This is a genomic window from Caballeronia udeis (assembly GCF_001544555.2).
Lineage (GTDB): Bacteria > Pseudomonadota > Gammaproteobacteria > Burkholderiales > Burkholderiaceae > Caballeronia > Caballeronia udeis.
On sequence record NZ_FCOK02000030.1, the window covers coordinates 65,135 to 84,720 of the forward strand.

Below are 19,586 nucleotides of genomic sequence, written 5' to 3' on the forward strand. Positions count from 1 at the left end.
CATGGTGGACAACGCATCGTTGCCTCTGCGCGTACTGTTTTGCTGCGGCGTGACGCAGAATTTCTTCGACCTTCCTCGCGAGCAGATCGGCACGGTCTGGCAGGCATACGGCGCGATGCTGAAAAGCATCGAGGCCATGGAAGGGGTCAAGGTGCTCGGCATCATGGACGACGACCGCGTGGTTGTGGGTCAGGCCACCGGCGCACCGTGGACCTTCTACATCATGGCCGACGTCGACAGCTTCGACACAGCGGCCGCCGTCTGCAACCTGTACCGGACCACCCCCGTGGGCGAATACAACCTGTGGCGCTACGGCAAGATCGAAGCCCGCATAGGCCGGGCGCTGACCGTGCCGAGCCCGTCATGAACGAGACGACAGAAGCGGCGCTTGCCGACATCACAGCCCGGCTCTCCGTGCTCGAAGCCGAGCGTGCGGTGCGCCGGACCATGATGCGATACATGGCGCTCTGCGACGTTCCATCGGGTGGCCAGCCGTCCGAGACGCTCGCGGAGTTGTTCAGCGTTGATGCTGTATGGCAAGGCGTCGGGCCTGAGTACGCGGAGAAGTTCGGCGCATTGACCGGCCGGGAAGCGATCGTCGCAATGCTTGCGCGCTATCTGCCGCCCACGCCGCATTTCAGCGTAAACGCGCACTTCATGGCGTCGGAGACTATCGATGTCGACGCCGCCGCGACGCACGCCACGGGGCGCTGGATCATGTTGCAGGCATCGGGCTATGTGACCGGCGGGGCCGAGCTGGTATCGGCGAGACTTGAAGTGGATTTCGAGCCGGCCGCCGGCAGCGAGCGCTGGCTCATCAGGCATTTCCGTACCCAACGCCTGTTCGATGCGCCCTGGCAGGTCCATCCCTCTTCCACCGGCAGCTCCGGCGCCCTCAGGCAATGAACGAATTCATCAGCGAATTTACGCTTGGCGACGCCGATGGCCCGAGCATTGCGCTCAAGGACACCATCGACGTGGCCGGTTATCCGACCACGGCGGCAAGCCGCGCACTGCTGGACGCGCCGTCGGCGCCACGTCACGCGGAAGTGGTGGACCGCCTGCTCGCGCAGGGCTGGCGTGTGGTCGGAAAGACCAACATGCACGAGCTGGCGTTCGGCATGACCGGCATCAACGACTACACCGGCACGCCGGAGAATCCGCAGGACGAGACGCGCATTCCGGGCGGTTCGTCGAGCGGGTCTGCGGCGGCGGTCGGGCTGCATCTCTCGAGTGCAGCGCTTGGCACCGACACCGGCGGCTCGGTGCGCGGCCCTGCTGCTTGCTGCGCTGTGATCGGCATGAAACCTACGTTCGGACGCGTGTCGCGACGCGGCGTTGCGCCGGCACGGAGCACGCTCGATTGCGTCGGCCCGTTTGCGCGCGAGATGCTGACGCTGATCGATGTAATGGCTGCCATCACACCCGGCTTCGATGAACACGTGGCGAACACGTTGCCGTCATCGGTCAGGATTGGCGTAGTGTCCGCCGATGCAACCCGTGAGATCAGCGACGCCGTGACCAACGCGCCGTCGCTTGCGGGCTTCGCCTCGCAGGGCATCGAGTTGCTCAACCTGCGCGCCGCGTTCGATGCGGGACTGACCGTGATCAACGCCGAAACGTGGGCGGCATTCGGGCATCTGCTCGAGACGGGCAAGCTCGGTGCGGATCTGGTTGCACGCCTGCGCGTGGCGTCGAAGACGACGGAGGCTGATCTTGCCGTCGCGGAGTCAGTGCGCGCGCGCTTTACCGACGAGGTCGATCATGCGTTGCAGAGCGTGGATGCGATTGTGCTGCCGACCCTGCCCGCGTTGCCGATCACGCTGGAAGCGGCGAGGAACGGGACGTCGGTCATTGCCATGTCGTCGTTGATCCGGCCATTTAATCTCAGCGGTCATCCGGCGCTCAGCCTGCCCCTGCCGATCGCTAGCTCGCCTCTGCGAGCAGGTTTGCAGATCGTCGGGCGCAAGGGCGCGGACGAACTCGTGTGCGCTATCGCCGCAAGTTTTGAAGCTTGTTTTGAAGACTCGTTTGCCCGATGGACGGAAACAGCATGACGGACAGGGTAGTCCTGGTGACGGGTGCAGCCCGAGGTCTCGGCGCGGTCATTGCGCGGCGCTTTCACGCGTCGGGATATCGCGTAGCGATTGGCGACATTGCATTCAATGCCGCGCAGGAACTGGCGAGCGAACTCAGCGCCGATCATTCGACCGCGTTTGCGTTGAATCTCGACGTGACATCGAAAGACGATTTCACCGCTGCGCGCGATGCGATCCTGCACAAGTGGCAACGCATTGATGTTCTGGTCAACAACGCGGGCGCGTCGAAGGTCGTGCCGGTGATGGAAATCACCGCGGAGCAATTCGACCACGTGATCCAGGTGAATCTGCGCAGCGTGTTGTTCGGATGCCAGGTTTTCGGCCAGCATTTCGCCGATGCAGGCGCGGGGCGCATCGTCAACATCGCATCGCTCGCGGGGCAGAATGGCGGCTCGGCAACGGGCGCGCACTACGCGGCATCGAAGGGCGGCGTCATTACGCTCACCAAGGTTTTCGCGCGTGACCTCGCCTCGCGCGGCGTGACGGTCAATGCCATTTCACCCGGCCCGATGGACTTGCCCATCGTTCATGAAAGTGTGCCCGCCGACAAGTTGAGCGCGGTTGTCGCGAGCATTCCAGGCGGACGTCTTGGATCGGCCGACTACGTGGCCGATGTGGCCGTCATGCTCGCCGCGGAGAATGCTTACTTCGCGAACGGGGCATGCTGGGATGTGAACGGCGGCTTGTTCATGCGATAAGGCGGGTGCTTTTCAGGCGACGGAACCGCGTGGCGCCGTCACCTTTTACGTCGCCTTTTACGTCGCGTTTTCCCGGTTAAACCGGCTTGCCTTCACTCGATGCCCAGTTCGGCATCAACGTATTGGTCGGCAAGGTTTCGTCGACCATTTTCTTCGCGGTCTGAATGCCCGCGACCGGCAAGCCTGTTGGATCGAGCGCGCCGATCTGCACCAGCACCGACGCCTGGTCCCAATAGATATGCTCGTTGTACAGCTTGTCGCCGCGAAAACAGATGACCGCGAGCATGGGCACTTCGAAGTATTTTCCGGTCGGCTTGAGTCCCGGCAACAGCCAGTCGATTTCCCGATCGTGCGTCGCGCAGAACACGAACTCGTCGACCACCCGATCCGCGCCGATAGTGCGCGACACCGGAATCAGGCGCGTGTCGGCCGGATTCGAATCGACGAAATGGTATTTATAAAAGCGCTTCAACTGGTCATGGCCCACACCGCCGGTCATCGTCGGAACGTGGTTGACGTAGGGCTGCGCCACCATGGTCGGCATGACGGCGTTGACGTCGCGCGTGCCGAATTCGTAGTAGCAATGCATCTCCCAAAGCTGGTTCAGGTCGTACACGGGACCGAGCACTTTACGCAGCAGCGCCATGGTTCGCGAGTACGCCATCATGGCCGCGGGCTTGTCGAAATGCTCGCGCTCGGGCGTGGCGAATGCATGGTCGCAACCCGGGTAAACATAGGTTTCAATCGACGGTTTTTGCTTCAGCGCCGCGATGATCTTTTCACGCGACTCAGTCGGCGTCATCGCGTCGTTCTCTGCGAAGTGGAAGATCATCGGACAGTGAATCGCCGGGATCTTGCTCGTGTACGCATCGAGTCCCACGCCGTAGTAACTCACCGCGCAATCCACGTCGGTGCGCGCGGCTGCGAGCATCGCAAGACGGCCGCCCAGGCAATAACCGATCGTGCCGACCTTGCCGGCCTGCTCAGGCAATGCGCGAATCGCGGCAATGGTCGCGGCAATGTCGTTGACCGCGTTCTCTTCATCGAGCTTTTCGTTATAACCGAGCGCTTCCTTGAAATCCGCTTCGCCGTAGCCGAGTTCGACACCCGGTTTCATGCGCCAGAACAAATCCGGAACGAGCACCACATAGCCTTCCTCGGCATAACGATCGGCCATCGACTTCATATAGCCATTGATGCCGAAAATCTCCTGAAGCAGCACGAGGCCGGGACCGGACCCTTGCGCCGGCTTCGCGAGATACGCCGCGAACTTGCCGCCGTCGTACGCTGTCACCTGTATTGTCTGACCGCTCATCATCTCTCCTCCGTCGATGTTCAAAGATACCCCGCGAACTGCTTCTGGACCGCATCGCGATCGGCCGCGAGACCCGCACTGACGCCTTGCGCCATCGCGCCAACATACACCTCGTCGGGACCATCCGCGAGTGCGGCGAACACGGCGTCGACCACTTCGGTTACCGACAGCTTGGGCGGCGGAAAGTCGCGGCTCATGTCGGTATCGATCGCACCGGGCAGCACGCCGAGCACGCGCACATGATGTTCCGCGAGTTCGGCACGCAGGCATTCCGTCATGCGCAACGCCGCCGCCTTCGACGCACACAAGGAGCCCATCATGGGCAAGCCGACGCGCGCGAGAATGGACAGCATGTTCACGACCGCGCCGCGATTGGCGATCAGCGCGGGGGTGAACGCGCGGCACATCCCAAGCGTGCCGAAGTAGTTCACCTCCATTTCAGCGCGGGCTGCAGTAGCGTCGCGAGGAAGAATGGCTCGCTCGAGCCGGTTGATGCCGGCGTTGTTGATCAGCAGCGTGACATCGCCTGCTGTTGCAGCGGCTTGTGTCACCTGTGCCGGGTCCGTGATGTCGAGCGTGATCGGGATGATCCGCGAGTCGCCTGTAGCAACGGCGCTGGAATCGCGGGCCGCGGCATACACCTTGCGCGCGCCGCCTTCGAGCAGGCTCGTGACAAAGCGTGCACCTACACCGCGATTGGCGCCTGAGACGAAGGCAACAGAATCTTCAATCTGCATCGCATGCTCCTGGTTGAAAAGGACCGGACTTCACTTGCGCTTATATTCGACCGGCAGGATATAGCCGCTATCGAAGGTCTTCACATCAATATTCGATCGGTACGCAATCGTGGTCACGGCCTGCAGCAGAGGCACGACCCACGATTTCTCCGATGCCTCCTGACTCAGCGCGCGATACCCCGCCATACGCTTGTCTTCATCGACTTCGGTCATCAGGGCCTCGACACGCGGCGCCAGCGAGTCGTCTTTCCACGCCGAAAAACGCAGGCGCGGATCGAGAATGCGGCCCGTGTAGTTCTCGGGGTCGCCGGTCGAATTGGCCCAGCTATAGAGCAGCACACCGCTCATCTTGGTCGCCTGGATCTCACCGATCACCTTGGCCATGGTGGTCTGCGTAAGGTCCGCCTGGATGCCCACGCGCTGCCACATACCAGCAATCGCGCGCGCCATGTCGTAGTCGCTCGGGAACGTGCCGTTGGTCGTCAGGAACGGCACCTTCACCGGTTTGTTCGGGCCATACCCCGACTTCGCGAGCGCCGCGATCGCGCGTTGCGGATCAAAGCCGATCTTGAAACCCGGCACGTCCGCGGGCGATCCGGGCGTGGCCGTGACGGACAACGGCACGGCTTCGCCACCGTAGAACGCCTTGGACAGCGCGGCGGTATCAATGGACCAATGCATGGCTGCGCGCACGTTTTCGTCGTCGAACGGCTTGACGTAGTTCGGCATGCGCAGCATGTAGATCTCGCTGTACGGATAGATCTTCGTCGTGATGCCCGGCGTCTTCGCCAGGCGCTGCGCCTCGCGCAGCGGAATCTGCACGGCCACGCCCGCGCGGCCGGATTCAACCGCGGCCACCCGCGCCGACGGTTCCGTCGTGATCTGGAACGTGACGTTCTTGATGGCCGGAACGCCGCCCCAGTATTTATCGAAGGCTTCGAGCACGATCCGCGAACCGCGTTGGTAATCGACCAGCTTGTAGGGCCCGGCGCCAATTGGCTTCGCCAGTAAACCGTCAATGCCGGCCTTCTCCATATAAGCCTTCGGCACAATATAGCCAGCCAGGAACGCAAGATAGATCGGTGCGGCCGGCGTCGGTTTGGCATACACCAGCACGGCGCGCGTGGGCGAAATGATCTCGACATCCTTCAGCGTCTGGAACATCCCGCCAACAGCCAGTTTCTTGTCGGCGGACGGGCGATCGTGAAGACTGTATTTCAGGTCGGCGGTCGTGAGCTTCGAGCCGTCATGGAACAGGATGTCGTCGCGCAAGGTCACTTCAAGCCGCTGGTCGGTCTTGTCCTGCCACTTCCATGCCGTGATCTGGCGCGCCTCCAGCTTCAGCGTTGGCGAGTATCGCAACGGGGAATCGAAGACGGTCTCGTAGATGGATTGCGCCTGCGGCACCGTGATCGCCGTCGGGTCCCAGGTCGGCACGTCGGAGATGTACGCAATGTTCAATACATCGTCGCTTGCCGAACCCTGTGCACGCGCGAAGTCCCACGGCAATATCAGGCCCGCTCCTGCGGCCAGCGAGCCCAACAACCATTGCCTGCGCTTCGCGTCGATCTCGAAACTGTCCATCGATACTCCTGTGTCCCGGCATCCCGCCGGATGAAGATGCACGAAAGCGTGCCGCGACTTGACTCGTGGCACGCGCGAAGATGAATTATTGACGGTCAGAAACGATGGCGCAGCCCCAATCGCACTTCAACCTGGTTGGGCGTGCTCGAGCGCTGCAAGACCGGCGCGAGATCGGCGTATTGAGCGTCACCCGCGGCGTGCATGTAAGTGGCCTGCAAGTAGGTATCGGTGCGTTTCGACAGGAAGTAATCCACGATCGCATCGAAGTTGTGATACTTCGGCTTCTGCGAAGTCGCCGAGACCTGACCTTGCGTATAGCTGTACCCGGTGCCAAGTTGCACGGACGGCGTCACGAAGTAGCTCGCCACGATTTCAAAAATGTTAAACGTCACGTGGCCGCTGATGTTGGCGCCGACCGTCGGGTCCAGTCCGAGAAACTTTGTGTTCGTATAGTCGGCGCTGATCTTTGCGGCGCCGAACGAGTACTGCCCGCTGATACCGAACGACTGGTACTTCGACGCAGCCAGTCCATAGTTGCCATCGACCGTGTTCGTTGCTGTCCACACGCCTTCGGGCACAGCTTCGGACGGGTGATCGATCGATGTATACGCCGCTGCCAGTGCGACCGGACCGCCCGCGTATTTCACGCCGACCGACTTGACCGCGTCGCGGTTGGTCGCGCCGGCCACGTTCCCGAATCCATACAACGCGGACGCCTGGAGGCCCGAGAAGACCGGCGAGGTGTATCGGACAGCATTGTTGATACGAAAGTCGATGCCGGTGTTGTCGAGATCGCCCGGATGCGGGAACAGGATGCCCCAGTTGCCGTTCGCGGTGTACAGCCCCACGTAGTCGCCCATCATTTCGTTTTGGCGGCCGAGCGTGACCGTTCCCAGCGTGGTGCTCGACAAACCCACGTAAGCGCCGCGGCCGAATTCGCGGCCTTGTTGCCCGAGCTTGCCCGAATTGATGTCGAAACCGTTCTCGAGCCGGAAGATCGCCGACAACCCGCCCCCCAGATCCTCAGCACCTTGAAGGCCCCAGCGGCTGCCCTGCGAAATGCCGCTTTGCATCTGATAGGCCTTCGCGCCAAGCTGATTGTTCGAGAAGGTCAGGCCTTCGTCGATGATCCCGTACAGCGTCACGCTGCTTTGAGCGTACACGGAGCCGCTCGCGCACAACGCGGCGAACGATGCAGCAATAAGAGGAGTTTTCACTTGGGTTCCGTTAAAGATCGTGAGTGGATGACGAGATTTCTTGATGTCGTGATTTCGTTTGTTCGTGACGTCAGACTTCGGACTTCGGGGTAGAACTCGCCGCGCCACGCAAGTCCCTGGGACGGCAGCGTCATTTCGTGAGAATGTTTTGTGTCTCCATCAACATTCTGAATTCAGATTATTTCAGTAAAAATTGGGCGTCAAGAACTTGCCAAAATTGTTTTTGTGGCGAAGGTGCGCGTCGAGGTGAGATGCTCAGCCGATGGAACGGGGTTGTTCGCTCCTCGCGACGCGATTCGCACGAAATGGAACATGAAACGCGCGGCATTCACCAGCCGCAGGAGCGGCGTGATCGCGGCATGAATTCCCTTAAACCGCTGCCATCAACGCGTTTTTGCACCTGAACCGCGCTTGTTGAGATCAAGCGGGCTTGTTACTCTGAATGGCACGACCGGTTTTGACGCATCGAAAGATGCCGGCAAACATCACTGCACCGCAGCGAACTTTTCTTGCGGCGCGCATGCCCCAAGGTGGTCTGTTTTCGCACAAGCGCAACGCATCGCACATGATCCTTGACATGCGATTTTTCTGAATTCAGTATTCTTAAATAATCATCCTCGATAACCGTCGTCGATCTCAAGGAGCCCGTCTTGACCGAACTCGCCGCGAATCCGATGCAACTCGCTCACGCGTTCAAGCTCGGCGTCTTTGCAGCCAATGCGGATCGCGGCCTTTCGTTCACGACAGTGCCCGAGCAATGGCGTGCGACGTGGGACGACGTGCAGCGCGCCGCCGTCGCGGCCGACGCAGGCGGCATGGACTTTTTCCTGCCCATTGCGCGATGGCGCGGCTTCAGCGGCACCACGCATGTTCGCGAATGGTCTTTCGAGACCTTCACGTTCGCCGCGGCGCTTGCCGCGGTGACGCGGCGCATTGCGTTGTTTTCGACGGTTCACGTGCCGCTCGTGCATCCGCTGTATGCAGCGAAGGCACTGGCGACCATTGACCACATCAGTCATGGCCGCGTGGGGTTGAACATCGTGTGTGGCTGGAACCCGGACGAGTTCGACATGTTCGGCGTGAAGCTGATCCCGGAGGCCTATAAACAGGCAGCTGAATGGTCCGAGATCCTGATGAAGCTCTACACGTCGGCCGAGCCCTTTGATTTCGAGGGCGAGTTCTATCATTTGAAAGGCGCCATTTCACGGCCGGTGCCCTTGCAGGCGCCTCGTCCGGTCACCATGAACGCCGCGTTTGGCGCACCGGGCCGCGACTTCGCCGCGAAGTATTGTGACTATCTGTTCACCACGTTTTCGGAACTCGACGCCGGCCGCGAACATGTCACCGATATCCGGGGCCGTGGACAAGCGGCGGGACGCGACATTGGCGTATACACGGTGGCGCATGTGGTGTGTCGCGAGACCGGTCAGGAGGCGCAGGATTACTACCACCGCTATTCCGTGGAACACACCGACGAAGCCGCGCTCGACTATCACATGAAGCAGAAGAAGGGCTTCAGCAACAGTCACGACGACCGGGCGTTCACCGAGTATCGGCAGCGTTTTGCAGCCGGAACCGGAAGCTTTCCGCTGGTCGGCACGCCGGTTCATATAGTGGATCAACTCATCAAGATTCATGAAAGCGGGTTCGCAGGCGCCGCGCTGACCTTTGTGAATTACGCCGATGAACTGCCCTTTTTCTGCGAGCAAGTCATGCCCCTGATGCGCGAAGCGGGTTTGCGCAACGACACCGACTGACCCGGACCGATCCTTTCCTTATTCGCAGTTATTTGACTACAGCGCTTTTGTCTGAACGGGCGTTGCGCGCTCGTTCAGAAAACGCTCGTCCGAACGCGTTACATCACTCTCGCCTTATGACACTGACGACACTGACTTCGCCTTATCTCGCGTTCAAGCAAACCGCACTGCAGTATCCCTGCAACGACTTTCTGCATATTCCCGCATCCGCTCGCAAGCATTACGCAACGGCCGAACCGCTGACGTTGAAATACGGCGAAACGCTGGAGCGGATCGACGAACAGGTTGAGCGCTATCGCGATGCGGGTTATCGCGCGGGAATGCGCGTGGCGTTATTACTCGAGAACCGGCCTGAGTTCTTCGTTCATTTCTTCGCGCTCAATGCACTCGGCATCAGCGTCGTTCCGCTTAACGCCGACTCGCGTCCGCATGAAATAGCGTATGTGGCTGAACACAGCGAGATCGTGCTGGCGGTTGGTATAGGTACGACGAAGCCGCTTCTGCATGCCGCGCTCCAGGACAAAGTCCCCGTTGCCGATGCGAACACCTCTGCGCTGCCCACGATTGAAAGCGCCGGCCGCGCGGTCCCGACACCCTCCATGGACGATGAATGCGCCATTCTTTACACGTCCGGGACCACGGGCAAACCTAAAGGCTGCGTTCTCGACAACCGCTATTTCTTGTCCATTGGAGAGATCTACATCACGGAAGGCGGCTTGTGCGATGTCCGTCCGGGCGTCGAACGCCTGATCACCCCGCTGCCGCTATTCCACATGAATGCGCTCGCCTGCTCGACCATGGCCATGGTGTTGTCCGCGGGCTGCGTGATCCAGCTCGACCGGTTTCATCCGCGAAGCTGGTGGGCTGATGTGGCGGACAGCGGTGCAACGATCGTCCATTATCTCGGCGTCATGCCCGCGATCTTGCTGGGCATGGACGCCGATGCACCCGTCACGCATTCGGTGCGATTCGGCTATGGCGCGAACGTCGATCCGAAACATCAGCAGGTGTTCGAACAGCGCTTCGGCTTTCCGCTCATTGAAGGGTGGGCCATGACCGAGACCGGCGGCGCCGTGGTGATCGCATCGAGCCGCGAACCGCGTCACGCAGGCACGCGATGTTTCGGCCAGCCGCGCTCAGGCATGGAAGTGAAGCTCGTCGATGCCGAGTACAACGAGGTCGCGAGCGGTGTGCCGGGTCACATGCTGGTGCGCCGGGAGGGACCGCATCCGCGTCTCGGCTTTTTTCGCGGCTATCTGAAAGACGATGCCGCGACGGAGGCCGCATGGCAGCACGACTGGTTCCATACCGGCGATATCGTGCGTCGCGGCGACGACGGCAGTCTTCATTTCGTCGACAGGCAGAAAAATATCATCCGTCGATCGGGGGAAAATATTGCGGCCTTGGAGGTGGAGGCGTGCCTGCTCGATCATCCCGATGTGCGTCAGACCGCAGTCATTGCCGCGCCCGATTCCCTGCGCGATGAGGAAGTGATGGCCTGCGTGATCGTGTCGCCGGGAACCGTGCGCGATGAAACAACCGCACGTGCTTTGCAGGCGTGGTGCCTGGAGCGGCTCGCCTATTACAAGGCACCGGGTTATGTTGCGTTCGTGGACGCGTTGCCGGTGACATCGACCAACAAGGTGCAGAAAACGCAGCTCGCCGCGTTCGGTTCAGACCCGTTGAACGCGCCGGAATGTTATGACTTGCGAGCGTTCAAGAAGCGTGTGAGTTAGTCGCTGAAACCAACAATGGCGCCGTCACTTTCAAGACGCAGCGAGACGACGATGCCCGGTGCAAGCAAGCGCTCAAGCCGGGCGATGACGCGCGGTCCGGCGTGAGTCAGCACCGTCGCAATGTACGCAATATCCCCGCCCGTCTTCCCCGCCCGATGATGCAAGATCGTGACTTCTTCAACGCTGCCGGTGGAAGCAGCCACCTCGGCAAATTCATCGCGTCCGCAAGACGGGCACAACAAGCGCCGGGGAAAATCGACCTGACCGCACGCGACGCAAGCGAATACCTTCATTGCGCGGCTCCCCGTTCGAGCACCACGGCATTCGCACACATGCCGTATCGATACTGCACCATGCCGTAACCGCTCACCGCCGCGAAGCGCGCGTCGTCCACCTGGCGCATACCGGCCTCGTGACGCAACTGGGTGACCGCTTCGACAAGACCATGCATGCCCGCCGCCGCCCCCGCCTGCCCCGCCGACAATTGCCCGCCCGACGTATTCACAGGCAAGCGGCGTGATGCAATGCGCTCGTGAATCAACGCGTGCAAGTCGGGCTGGTCGCCGGCGAAGCCGAGGTCATTGAGTTGCGCGAGGATCATCGACGGATAATCGTCATAGACCGAGGCAAGGTTCATATCGGCTGGCTGGAGGTTCGCGTCACGCCAGAGGGAGTCGCGAATGCTCGCAAGGCCCGTGACAAGCCCGTCGCCATGCTGGTGATCCACGTTATACGCCGCACGCAGCGCGCGAATACGAACCGGTGAACGCTCAGCACAACGATGGGCCGACGAGGTCAGCACAATCGCATTGGCCCCGGACACCACCGGCACGCAATCGTAGCGGCATAGGGGTTCGGCCACCGGCACCGCGGCAAGATAGGTTTCGAGCGTCAACGGCTCACGGTAAACGGCCAGCGGATTCATCGACGCCCACTCGCGTTGCGCGATGCACAGCGCCGCATAATCCTCGCGCGTCAATTGCGAGGCGCGCATCTGCCGTTGCGTGAGCATGGCGAACAGGGGGTTCGGCCCGCCTGTGTTCAACGGCCGGAGATGCGTTCGCGTGGTCACGTTGTAATTTTCGACGAGCGACGTGAAATCCGCCGCCTCGAAATGGTCCCCGCTGACCAGGACGATCACGCTTGCGTCGCCGGCCTGAATTGCACGCGCGGCATGCTGCAACAGATTGATTCCGCTCGCGCCGCCGTGACAGTCGTCCATGCACCAGCCCACGCGCAAACCGGCACGCCACGCAAAGTCAATCGCGTGATCGGGCGGCAAGGTGAACGATGCAACGCCCAGACCGTCGACTTCATTCGCCGACAGTTCCGCCTGCAAAAGCGCGGCCTTCAGGGCCTGAGCGAGCAAACCCGCGGTACTCGTGCCGGCCGGCGCGTGACGCGTGTACGGCACTTCGACCGCGGCCACGATCGACACGCTTGCGAAGTCGTTCATCGCGTGGAAGCGTCAGACCGCATCGTCGCTGTCGAGAAAATATTGCTGCTCGGCGTCATCGATAAAACCTTGCGTCGCCGAGCGTACCTTCATCGCATCGCGATCCACGAAGCCTTTCAGCAGCACCTGCATGCCGTCGACAATCAGCTTCATCGTGCCCGGTTTCGTCATGGTTCCGTGACGCACCTGGCGCGTGTGATCGGCGAAACGCAGGATCGTGCCTTTCAGCCGCGTGTTCAGCACGCCTTCCAGCCAGATGGCGCGGAACTCGACGTTGGCCTCGGTCATCAACCCGATGTCCTTGCGCTCGAATGCGCGGCGGCATTTGCGATAAGCCGCGCCCATGCCGGCGAGTTGTTCATCGGTGAGCACGGCAGCGGCCGCTGCCGCCGCGCCCGGTTCGAGCATGCGGCGCACTTCGAAGATCTCGCGCACATCTTCGGCGGTCAGTACGGGCGTGATAAAACCGCGCGTGGTTCCGACCAGATAACCCTCGTTCACGAGGCGCAGCAGCGCCTGGCGAACCGGCATGCGCGTGCACTCGAATTCCTCCGCGATCTCGTAGTCGAGCACACGGTCATCAGGGCCAATCTGACCGCGCTGAAGGCGGCCCAGCACTTCCTGGTACACCGACTCCATCAGCGTGGCCGGGCGCAGCGCAGTTCGTCGTGGCTGCTTGATAACCGTCGGGTCGGCGGTTGCCATGGTGTTCTCCATTGTCTTGTCTTGCGATTTCGTCACAATTCGCACGATTTGCACGCCGCCGCGATGGCGGCAGCGTCACTGCAATCAATAATTGTACTGGCTGGCTTCCGGCCAGCCTCTGAAAGCGCGCCACGCATGATCCGCAAGACGCTCAAGCCGCTTCCTCCAACCCGGCGGGCGGCCATGGCGTCCCCGCATGATCGCTCGGCACCGCGTCGATCAGCGCACGCGTGTACGGATGGCGCGGCGCGGCGAACACTTCCTCGGTCAGCCCCTGCTCCACCACTTCGCCACGACGCATCACGAGCACGCGGCTGCACAAGTAGCGAACCACCGACAAATCGTGCGAGATGAGCAACAGCGCAATCTGGCGCTCGCGACGCAACTCCAGCAGCAGATTCAGGATCTGCGCCTGGACGGATACATCGAGCCCCGACACGATTTCATCGGCGACGATCAATTGCGGCGATGCACACAGCGCCCGGCCAATATTCACGCGCTGCTTCTGACCGCCGGACAACTGCGAGGGAAAGCGCGTAAGGGTATCGGCGGGAAGACCCACGTCGCGTTGCACCGACTGCGCGCGGGCAATACGCTCTTTCGCATCGAGCGACGCCACGCCGGCCGCTTCCAGCGCCTGCGTCAGGAGCCTCTCGACTGAGCGTCGCGGGTTCAACGCCGACTGCGGATCCTGGAAGATTATCTGAACCTGTTCGCGAGCACGCCGCACGCGCTCCGCGCTGCCGTGTGTCAAATCTTCGCCGCCGATCATCACCCGGCCATCGGTCGGCTGTTCGATACCCATCAACAGCCGCGCCACCGATGTCTTGCCACTACCGCTTTCTCCCACGATCCCCACGAATTCCCCGGGGAAAATCTGCAGCGACAGCGGCTTCACCGCATGGAACGAAGTCTTGCGCTGGCCGAACACGCCGCTGCGGCTGGTGTACGTCAGCGCTGCCTCGCGCAATTCCGCCACCGGTTGCGCGCCCATGACGGGCGCGGGCGGCAACAGCGGCGCCTGCGAATTGTCCATCAGCGGAGCATGCTCGCACGCCTCGCTGCACGCGACCCGGTGCCCGTTGGGCGCCACGCGAGACTGCAGCACAGCGGCGCACGCGGCGCCGGCGCTTGGGCAACGCGGCGCGAAACGACACCCTGCGATTCCCGCCAGCGCGGACAAACCCGGCATTTGCTGAGCGAGTACCGGCAAGCGACGCCGGGGACCGGTGAGATCAGGGGTCGCGTATTTCAACGCACGTGTGTAAGGGTGGCGCGGTTCATCGAGGACATCGCGGGCCGGGCCGTACTCGACCAGATCGCCGGCATACATCACGGCGACGTCGTCGCAAACATGGGCCGCCAGCCGCAGGTCGTGCGTGATCAGCAGCACGGCGGTCGAATGCACGCGCTGTTGTTCCGCCAGCATGCGCATCACGCGGGTTTGCGTAACGACATCGAGCGCGGTCGTGGGTTCGTCAGCAATCAGCAGCGCGGGGTTGCTTGCGAAGGCCATCGCTATCAGCACGCGCTGGCATTGGCCGCCTGAGAGCTGATGCGGATAGCGCTTGAGCATGTCGGCAGGCACCGGCAGTTGTACCGATTCCAGCGCTTGGCGCGCCGTTTCCCAGCGTTCGTTCGACGGTACGCCGATACGCGCGAGATGTTCATTGAAGGTATCGGCGATAGTCCACAGCGGGTTCAACGCAGTCAACGGTTCCTGCGGGATGAATGCGATTTTCCGGCCGAGAAGGGCGCGACGTTTGGCCTGCGGCATGGCAAGCATGTCCTGTCCGGCGAAGTGCATGCTGCCGCTCGTCACCATGAATCCGCCCGGTAACAAACCTGAAATCAACCGCGCCAGCATGCTTTTGCCGGCGCCGGATTCCCCGACCACGCCCAGCACGCGACCCCGGCCTATCGATAAGGTCAAATCCCGCAGCGCCGCGACCGGTGTGCCACCCAGCTTCGCGGTCAGCGTTACGCCATCCAGTTGCAGCACGACATCGGTCATTTGCGTCGCCATGATCATTCTCCCTTGCTGCGCATGCGGGGATCGAGCGCGACACGCAGGCCGTCGCCAAGAAGGTTGCAGCCAAGCACCGTGACCACGATCGCGAGCACCGGGAACAATAGCCCCGACAACGACTCATGCATGGACACGCGCGCGTCCGCGATCATCACGCCCCACGCGGTCACATTGGCCGGCACGCTCAAGCCGATAAAACTCAGCAGCGCCTCGACCGTGATCGCAACGCCCATTTCGAGTGAGAACAGCGTGATCATCAACGGCAGCGCAGCAGGCAATATTTCGCGCAGCATGATCCGCAAATGCGTGAAATTGAGCAGTTGCGCCGCGAGCACATAGTCACGCTGACGCACGACCATTACCTCGGAGCGGACGACGCGGCAAAAGCGCGTCCAGTCCACCAGCACGATCGACAGGATCACGTTCTCTATACCAACGCCAAGACTCACCATCAGCACGAGCGACAACACGACCGGCGGAAACGACATCCACAGATCCACCAGATAACTGATGCTGCGATCGACCCAACCGCCGAAATAGCCGGCGAGAATCGCCAGCACGCTGCCGACAATCCCCGCGCCGAACGCGGCAATCACAGCAACCGTCAGCGCAATACGGCTGCCATATAACAAGCGCGATAACACGTCACGGCCAAGGCTGTCCGTGCCGAGCGGAAACGCCGGGTCACCGCCGGCCATCCATGCGGGCGGCGACAACATGTGCAGCAGATCCTGATCGAGCGGGTTATGCGGCGCGAGCCACGGCGCGAACACGGCGCAGAACAACACGCCCAGCACGATCGCGCCGCCGAGCCACAGGTTGACAGCGGGTTTGCGCCGCGCGCGAACTGATTTGCCAACGACCTGCACAAGCGGCGCGGCGGCTTCCGGCGACGGGTCGACTGAAGTGGATTCGTGCAGCATGTCAGCCTTCATATCGTGCTTCGGACTCAACGGGGTCGTGGACATGTCGTATGTGCTCAAGCTGTTTTGCGCAGGCGCGGATTCATGATCACGTACAGCGTGTCGACGATCGCGTTGATCACCAGCATCAGCGCGCAGAACACGATCGCGATGCCCTGGATCAACACCAGGTCGTTGTTGCGCACCGCCTGCACCATCAGATTGCCCACGCCCGGAAACGAGAAAATCATCTCGACAAGCAACGCGCCGCCGAACAGGAAACCGAACTGCACGCCAATCATGGTCAGGGCGGGCAACGCCGCGTTCTTCAGCATGTGACGCCACAGGATCCGGCTCTCCGATACCCCGCGCAGCCGCGCCACGCCCACATACGATTCATTGCGCTGGTCGAGCAGGCTCGATCGCAACACGCGGATCACGAGGGGCGCAAAGCCGAAGGCCAGCGCAAGCGAGGGCAACACCAGATGACTCACCGCGCTCAGCCAGTCGCTGAATTCGCCCTTCACCAGGAAGTCGATCAGCAGGAAACCGGTGAGATGCGGCATCGGAATGCCGTCGCCTACACGCCCGGAAAACGGCAGCACGGGCAGGTACACACCGAGCAGCGCGATCAGCAACAAGGCCCACAGGAACGACGGCACGGACTGCATCAGCACCACGCCGAAGCTGACCGGCAACTCGCCGCGGCGGTCGGTGACGGCGTAAGCAAACACGCCGCCCGGCACGCTGATGATCAGCGAGATGACGAGCGCCGTGAGACAGAGTTCAAGCGTCGCGGGCAAGGTCGAACCGATCAGCGTGGCGACCGGTTGCTGGAACGAAATCGATGCCCCCAGGTTGCCGTGCAGCGCATTCACGAGCCAGATCAGGAACTGGCTGGGGATGGGTTTATCGAGGCCGAGCTGATGGCGCAACAGAGCGGCATCGGCGGGCGTGGCGTTGGGCGGCAGCATCATCGCGAGCGGGTCGGCCGGGATGAGGCGCAGCACGACGAACACGATCAGCGAGAGCATCAGCAGCGTGGGGATCGCGGCAATGAGCCGGCGCGAGAGAACGGTAGAGATCAGCCGCAGCATCACAGCGCTCCAGTGGGGCTCGACCTGCCGGGCGCAGCGTCAGCGAACACCTTGCCGGGATTGAGCAGGTTTAAGGGATCGAGGGCGCGCTTGATCGCGCGCATTGCGCCGATCGCGCCGGCGTCTCGGGTGTGGCCCAGATACGCGCGCTTCTTGCCGCCTATCCCATGTTCCGCGGACACCGCGCCGTGCCATTCGCGCGTGAGTTCGTAGACCGCGGCATCGACGTGTTCGTGGAGATCAAGCGGCGCATTCTTCAGATGCGCGATGACGTGCAGGTTGCCGTCGCCGAGATGGCCGTACACCAGCGTGCGCATAGTGGGCCAGCGCGCATGCAGCATGGCTTCGCATTGCCCGGCAACCTGGCCGATATCGGCAATCGCAAAGCTGATGTCGAAGCCGATAAGACCCGGCAGAAGAATCGGGAATTCAGCAGGCGCGTCGCGGACGGCCCAGAAGCGGGTGGCATCGGCGGCGGAACTGGCAAGCGATGCATTCCCGATCACGCCGGCATCGAGCATCTCGCCGAGCATGGCCTCGAACTCTTCGGCTTGTCTTTCGGCGTTGGAACCCATGCTTTCCAGCAGCACGTAGAACGCATGCGTGGTGTCGAGCGGCGCGCGCACGGTCTTCACGTTCGCAAGCACGTAGTCGTAATAACTCGGCCACATCACTTCGAACGCCGAGACCCCGCCGGACATCCGCGCGCGGGCATGCTGCAGCAAGCGCGTGACGGCGGCGAAGTCAGGCAGCCCGCACCACGCCGTCGATACCCCCATTGGCTTCGGCGCAAGCCGCATGACCGCGCGCGTGATAACCCCCAGCGTGCCCTCGCTGCCGATCAGCAGGTTCTTCAGGTCATAACCGCTGTTGTTCTTGATCATCTTGTGGAGATCGCTGACCACGGTGCCGTCGGCAAGAACCGCCTCCAGACCCAGCACATGCTCACGCGCCATGCCGTACTTGATGACGCGATTTCCGCCGGCGTTTGTCGCGAGGTTGCCGCCGATCGTGCAACTGCCACGCGCGCCGAGATCGAGGGGAAACATCATGCCGGCGGCATCCGCTGCGTCCTGCACGCGTTGCAGCACCGCGCCCGCCTGCACGGTAATCGTCCCCGAAACGGTATCGACTTCTTCGATCGCGCTCATCCGCTCCAGGCTCAGCGCCACTTCGCCGCCGGACAGGTTGGCGCCGCCCGCGAGGCCGGTCAAACCGCCCTGCGTAACGACCGCCTGCTGGTTGGCATGGCAAAACGCGAGCGCCCGCGATACCCCCAGCGTCGAACGCGGCCGGATCAACGCGATGGGTTCGGCACCCGGTGTTCCGCTCCAGTCACGCACCCGCCGGGTGCCGAGATCGGAACCCGGCGTCACCACGTCGGCGCCCAACTCGGCCACCAATCGTTCGACGAAGCTGCTCGAAGATGACGTCATGATCGACTCAGTCTTTAAGCGCGGAAACGGCTTGCTCGAAGCCGGCGCGCACCACTTCAATGTCGCTTGCGGCCACGACGAAGTCGAAGCCCTGTGCGCGCGCGGCAAGCGCGTCCTGCGACGACCCGGTATAGATGCCGCACGGAAGCTTGTTCGCGTGCGCGGCTTTCAAAATGCGCGCGCAGTCCTGTTCGATCGTGCCCGGCGCGGCATCGCCTCGCGATAACGACAGGTCGCCAGTACCTATAAACAGGTATCCCAGCCCTTCCACGGCGGCAATGGCTTCGACGTGCTCCACGCCCGCAACCGTCTCGATCATCACGCCAATCGATATCCGCTCGCCGTCGTTTTTCATGGCTGCCATGCCGGCAATCAGCGGCCTGACGCCACCCGCCGAGCGCTGTCCAAAGGGCGGATAGCGGCCGAAGGAGACGGCGCGGCGGGCTTCATCGGCGGATTCGATCAGCGGGACCAGGGCCGACGCCGCGCCGGCGTCCAGCGCTTCGGCAATCGCCTGAGCCGAGTTCTCGCCCACCCGCACGATCACCGGAACCTGATACCGCGCCTGCCCGATCACCGCTTCGAGGGCGGTGCGCTCCCATAACCCATGCTGCCGGTCAATCACGATCAAATCCGGCCCGGCCGTCAGGGCGATCTCCACGAGCGGCGTGCTGCCCATTGCGAACCAGACGCACGACAAAGCGCGTTTTTCCGCGAACGCTGTTTGCATCGACTGGGGCACGGGGCGCACATCGGGAATTTTTTGCATCGTATGGTGGCGAGAACTTCTTCTGACATCGAGTTGGAACGCGCAGGTC

Annotated in this window: 18 protein-coding genes; 6 read left to right on the forward strand and 12 right to left on the reverse strand. The window is 62.2% G+C overall.

Translation table 11 applies throughout. From position 1 onward, the window contains the following. Position 1: 1 nt before the first annotated feature. From AWB69_RS21335 to AWB69_RS21350, 4 genes are read left to right on the forward strand one after another with little or no spacing between them, the layout of a single operon-like run. Positions 2 to 367, forward strand: a complete 366-nt coding sequence (locus tag AWB69_RS21335; protein WP_062088378.1) for a hypothetical protein — start codon at positions 2 to 4, stop codon at positions 365 to 367. After that, the gene (locus AWB69_RS21340; protein WP_062088380.1) at positions 364 to 906 is read left to right on the forward strand and encodes a nuclear transport factor 2 family protein; all 543 of its coding nucleotides are present in this window, start codon (positions 364 to 366) and stop codon (positions 904 to 906) included. Before AWB69_RS21335 ends, AWB69_RS21340 begins: the two co-directional genes overlap by 4 nt. Next, a complete protein-coding gene (locus AWB69_RS21345) occupies positions 903 to 2,057 on the forward strand; it encodes an amidase (RefSeq protein WP_062088381.1) in 1,155 nt (384 codons plus the stop codon). Before AWB69_RS21340 ends, AWB69_RS21345 begins: the two co-directional genes overlap by 4 nt. Then, the gene (locus AWB69_RS21350; RefSeq protein ID WP_062088383.1) at positions 2,054 to 2,797 is read left to right on the forward strand and encodes an SDR family NAD(P)-dependent oxidoreductase; all 744 of its coding nucleotides are present in this window, start codon (positions 2,054 to 2,056) and stop codon (positions 2,795 to 2,797) included. Before AWB69_RS21345 ends, AWB69_RS21350 begins: the two co-directional genes overlap by 4 nt. 76 nt (positions 2,798 to 2,873) lie before the next feature. Here the strand turns inward: AWB69_RS21350 and AWB69_RS21355 are convergent, their stop codons facing one another. The 4 genes from AWB69_RS21355 to AWB69_RS21370 all read right to left on the reverse strand — a co-directional run bounded on the left by AWB69_RS21355 (position 2,874) and on the right by AWB69_RS21370 (position 7,650). Next, a complete protein-coding gene (locus tag AWB69_RS21355) occupies positions 2,874 to 4,112 on the reverse strand; it encodes a dienelactone hydrolase family protein (RefSeq protein WP_062088456.1) in 1,239 nt (412 codons plus the stop codon). Positions 4,113 to 4,132: 20 nt separating this feature from the next. Next, positions 4,133 to 4,849 carry an SDR family oxidoreductase gene (locus AWB69_RS21360; RefSeq protein WP_062088390.1) on the reverse strand — a complete coding sequence of 239 codons (717 nt, stop codon included), beginning with the start codon at positions 4,847 to 4,849 and terminating at the stop codon, positions 4,133 to 4,135. A gap of 30 nt (positions 4,850 to 4,879) precedes the next feature. Next, a complete protein-coding gene (locus AWB69_RS21365) occupies positions 4,880 to 6,433 on the reverse strand; it encodes an ABC transporter substrate-binding protein (RefSeq protein WP_062088391.1) in 1,554 nt (517 codons plus the stop codon). A 95-nt stretch (positions 6,434 to 6,528) separates the two neighbouring features. Continuing rightward, positions 6,529 to 7,650: a porin gene (locus tag AWB69_RS21370; protein ID WP_063977871.1), complete on the reverse strand. Its 1,122-nt coding sequence runs from the start codon at positions 7,648 to 7,650 to the stop codon at positions 6,529 to 6,531. Between the two features lie 650 nt (positions 7,651 to 8,300). Here AWB69_RS21370 and AWB69_RS21375 point away from each other — a divergent pair. Then, positions 8,301 to 9,407 carry an LLM class flavin-dependent oxidoreductase gene (locus AWB69_RS21375; RefSeq protein ID WP_197500290.1) on the forward strand — a complete coding sequence of 369 codons (1,107 nt, stop codon included), beginning with the start codon at positions 8,301 to 8,303 and terminating at the stop codon, positions 9,405 to 9,407. 116 nt (positions 9,408 to 9,523) lie between these two features. Then, positions 9,524 to 11,143 (forward strand): AMP-binding protein, encoded by a 1,620-nt coding sequence (locus AWB69_RS21380; RefSeq protein ID WP_062088393.1) that lies wholly within the window; start codon positions 9,524 to 9,526, stop codon positions 11,141 to 11,143. Here AWB69_RS21380 and AWB69_RS21385 read toward each other — a convergent pair. From AWB69_RS21385 to AWB69_RS21420, 8 genes are all read right to left on the reverse strand, one after another. Further along, entirely contained in the window at positions 11,140 to 11,436 is a 297-nt protein-coding gene (locus AWB69_RS21385; RefSeq protein WP_062088397.1) for a Zn-ribbon domain-containing OB-fold protein, read from the reverse strand. The two genes, AWB69_RS21380 and AWB69_RS21385, sit on opposite strands and share 4 nt — an antisense overlap. Continuing rightward, positions 11,433 to 12,599 (reverse strand): thiolase family protein, encoded by a 1,167-nt coding sequence (locus AWB69_RS21390; protein ID WP_062088399.1) that lies wholly within the window; start codon positions 12,597 to 12,599, stop codon positions 11,433 to 11,435. The genes AWB69_RS21385 and AWB69_RS21390 overlap by 4 nt, the downstream gene beginning before the upstream one ends. Before the next feature lie 12 nt (positions 12,600 to 12,611). After that, complete coding sequence (locus tag AWB69_RS21395; RefSeq protein WP_062088401.1) at positions 12,612 to 13,304, reverse strand: GntR family transcriptional regulator; 693 nt, start codon at positions 13,302 to 13,304, stop codon at positions 12,612 to 12,614. 151 nt (positions 13,305 to 13,455) lie between these two features. Further along, positions 13,456 to 15,330 carry a dipeptide ABC transporter ATP-binding protein gene (locus AWB69_RS21400; protein WP_231937186.1) on the reverse strand — a complete coding sequence of 625 codons (1,875 nt, stop codon included), beginning with the start codon at positions 15,328 to 15,330 and terminating at the stop codon, positions 13,456 to 13,458. A 2-nt stretch (positions 15,331 to 15,332) separates the two neighbouring features. Continuing rightward, a complete protein-coding gene (locus tag AWB69_RS21405; protein WP_231937187.1) occupies positions 15,333 to 16,301 on the reverse strand; it encodes an ABC transporter permease in 969 nt (322 codons plus the stop codon). A gap of 11 nt (positions 16,302 to 16,312) precedes the next feature. Further along, entirely contained in the window at positions 16,313 to 17,332 is a 1,020-nt protein-coding gene (locus tag AWB69_RS21410; protein WP_062088405.1) for an ABC transporter permease, read from the reverse strand. Then, positions 17,332 to 18,768: an FAD-binding oxidoreductase gene (locus tag AWB69_RS21415; protein WP_062088408.1), complete on the reverse strand. Its 1,437-nt coding sequence runs from the start codon at positions 18,766 to 18,768 to the stop codon at positions 17,332 to 17,334. The genes AWB69_RS21410 and AWB69_RS21415 overlap by 1 nt, the downstream gene beginning before the upstream one ends. A gap of 7 nt (positions 18,769 to 18,775) precedes the next feature. Further along, entirely contained in the window at positions 18,776 to 19,537 is a 762-nt protein-coding gene (locus AWB69_RS21420) for an HpcH/HpaI aldolase family protein (RefSeq protein ID WP_062088411.1), read from the reverse strand. Between the last annotated feature and the right edge of the window lie 49 nt (positions 19,538 to 19,586).